We start from the raw sequence: 332 nt of genomic DNA, 5'->3' as shown, positions 1-332 counted from the left end.
ACGCACCCAGGGCTGCTGCGCGGCGTGGTCCGTGTAAACGAGGTACAGCGAATCGCCATCCTCGCGCACCAGCGCCAGGGACAGGAGCGGGCCGCCGAAGCCGTCGAACTCGGTGTCGAGGTAGTCGTTCAATCCCGCTCTCCTTGTTCGGCCTGGGGGGCAGAAAGGGCGGCGCGGGCCTTTTGCACGGCGAACAGCAGCGCGTCGCGATGGTGCTGCAACTCGGGGAAGTCGCTGCAGAGACTCATGGCTTCATCGAAAGCCATCAACGCATCGCGCAACGCCCCGCTGGCGCTTCCTTGCAATTCCGCCGATCTGTCAACCGAGCTTCC

Annotated in this window: 1 protein-coding gene; it reads right to left on the bottom strand. The window is 65.1% G+C overall.

The window, feature by feature from the left end:
* Nucleotides 1-128 precede the first annotated feature (128 nt).
* Nucleotides 129-332: hypothetical protein (locus RCF13_RS00255; protein WP_308140679.1), on the bottom strand; the 204-nt coding region annotated here is incomplete at its 5' end.

The sequence above is a fragment of the Stenotrophomonas maltophilia group sp. RNC7 genome (genome assembly GCF_030910085.1).
GTDB classification, from domain to species: domain Bacteria; phylum Pseudomonadota; class Gammaproteobacteria; order Xanthomonadales; family Xanthomonadaceae; genus Stenotrophomonas; species Stenotrophomonas sepilia.
The sequence above is the reverse complement of the archived record's forward strand: the minus strand, read 5'-3'. Positions and strand labels throughout refer to the sequence as shown.